This is a genomic window from Alteromonas sp. AO-Serp (genome assembly GCF_017849675.1).
Taxonomy (GTDB): Bacteria; Pseudomonadota; Gammaproteobacteria; order Enterobacterales; family Alteromonadaceae; genus Alteromonas; species Alteromonas macleodii.
In genome coordinates, this window is record NZ_JAFLMX010000351.1 from 1 (window position 1) to 1,559 (window position 1,559).

Consider the following 1,559-nt stretch of genomic DNA (forward strand, 5'->3'; position numbering starts at 1 on the left):
ATTGCTAATAGCCTACTCTACAACCGCGTGGATAGATTAAATACAAGGTGCTAGCATCAAAAAGCCCTCATGTAAGAGGGCTTTTTAATATTGAGTTGACCCATCCTAAATAGCGTTGACACTTTTCAAACTTAATTTGGAGAGTGTAATGAAATCAAATAGCAAAAGAACTCAACGCGATTATTCCCTCGCTTTTAAACTGGCCGTTGTAGACAAGTTGAAAAAGGCGAATTCACATATAAACAAGCACAAGACCACTACGGAATTCAGGGGTGTTCAACGGTTTTAGTTTGGCTTCGTAAGCATGGTCGTCTAAATTGGACGTATGGTACACCTAAGCTTCTTAAACGAGGTAACTGCGTGGATAAGTCCAAAGTAGAGCTCACTCCAGAACAGCGTATTAAGGCTCTGGAGAAAGAGCTTGCTGATACGAAAATGAAAGCTGATTTCTTCGAAGCCGTCGTGAATGTTCTTGAAACTGATTATGGAGTTAGCGTTGTAAAAAAGCGCAAAAGAAAGTCATCCAGGAAAAAGTGATAGACGGGGTTTCCGTAGCCAAAGCTTGTCGTTATCTGAATATTTCTCGTCAGGCCTATTACCAACATTGTGCTCGTTCACTCAAGCGCGAAGCGCGTGAGGCTAGAGTCATTCAGTTCGTACGTCAGGAGCGAATGATGCAACCTCGCATCGGCACTAGGAAACTACAGTATCTTCTTGCGCTCGTAAAAATAGATATTGGTAGGGATCATCTCTTTAATTTACTAAGAGAAAGGCGTCTACTGGTGCCGACAAAGCGTGCCTATCACAAAACAACGAATAGTCATCATCGGTTCCGCTGTCATCCCAACCTCATTAAAGCGGGGTTAAAAGCCGATAAACCCAATCAGCTATGGGTAGCAGTTATCACATACTTACCGACGCGAGGTGGAGAGAGTTATGTGAGTCTCATTACAGATGCTTATTCGCGGAAGATTGTGGGCTATCAGGTTGACGATAACATGCGAACGCAGTCAGTAAAGCAAGCATTTACTCGAGCGCTTAAACAAAAAAGTACAAACGAAAAACTCGTACATCATTCTGACAGAGGTATACAGTATTGCTCAGAAGAGTATCAAAAACTCCATAGAAAACATGATGTACAGTGCTCAATGACAGATGGCTACGATTGCTATCAAAACGCCCTTGCTGAGCGGATAAACGGTATTCTTAAAAATGAATACTTACTCCATAAGCCAAGAGATTTAGAAGAAGCGAGAAAGATGGTTGCAGAATCAGTAGCAATCTATAATGGTAGGCGGCCACATCTGGCCCTTAAATACAAAACGCCCGATGAAATACATCGGGCGTTTTAACCGAAATAAGTGTCAACCTATTTCAGGACTAGTCAAGTTAATGCGTTTCGCTACGCGGGCTTTTTAAACGCTAGCGTTTCCCATAGTGGTACCGTAGACAAACTATGTTTGTAACTGCCAGACGTATCTTTAGTACTGTAAGACAAATAAATCAGTGTTTTTGAGTCGGCATCATAAATTCTTCGAAGCTTCATATTCTTGAAAAAC

The 1,559-nt window shown here is 41.8% G+C and carries 1 protein-coding gene and 1 pseudogene; one reads left to right on the forward strand and one right to left on the reverse strand.

Annotation, left to right across the window (positions count from 1 at the left end; translation table 11 throughout):
• The first annotated feature begins 148 nt into the window (after positions 1 to 148).
• Positions 149 to 1,352, forward strand: a pseudogene (locus QVA83_RS21980) (IS3 family transposase).
• A 50-nt stretch (positions 1,353 to 1,402) separates the two neighbouring features.
• Here the strand turns inward: QVA83_RS21980 and QVA83_RS21985 are convergent.
• The coding region (locus QVA83_RS21985; protein ID WP_287498966.1) for a CreA family protein at positions 1,403 to 1,559 on the reverse strand (157 nt) is incomplete at its 5' end.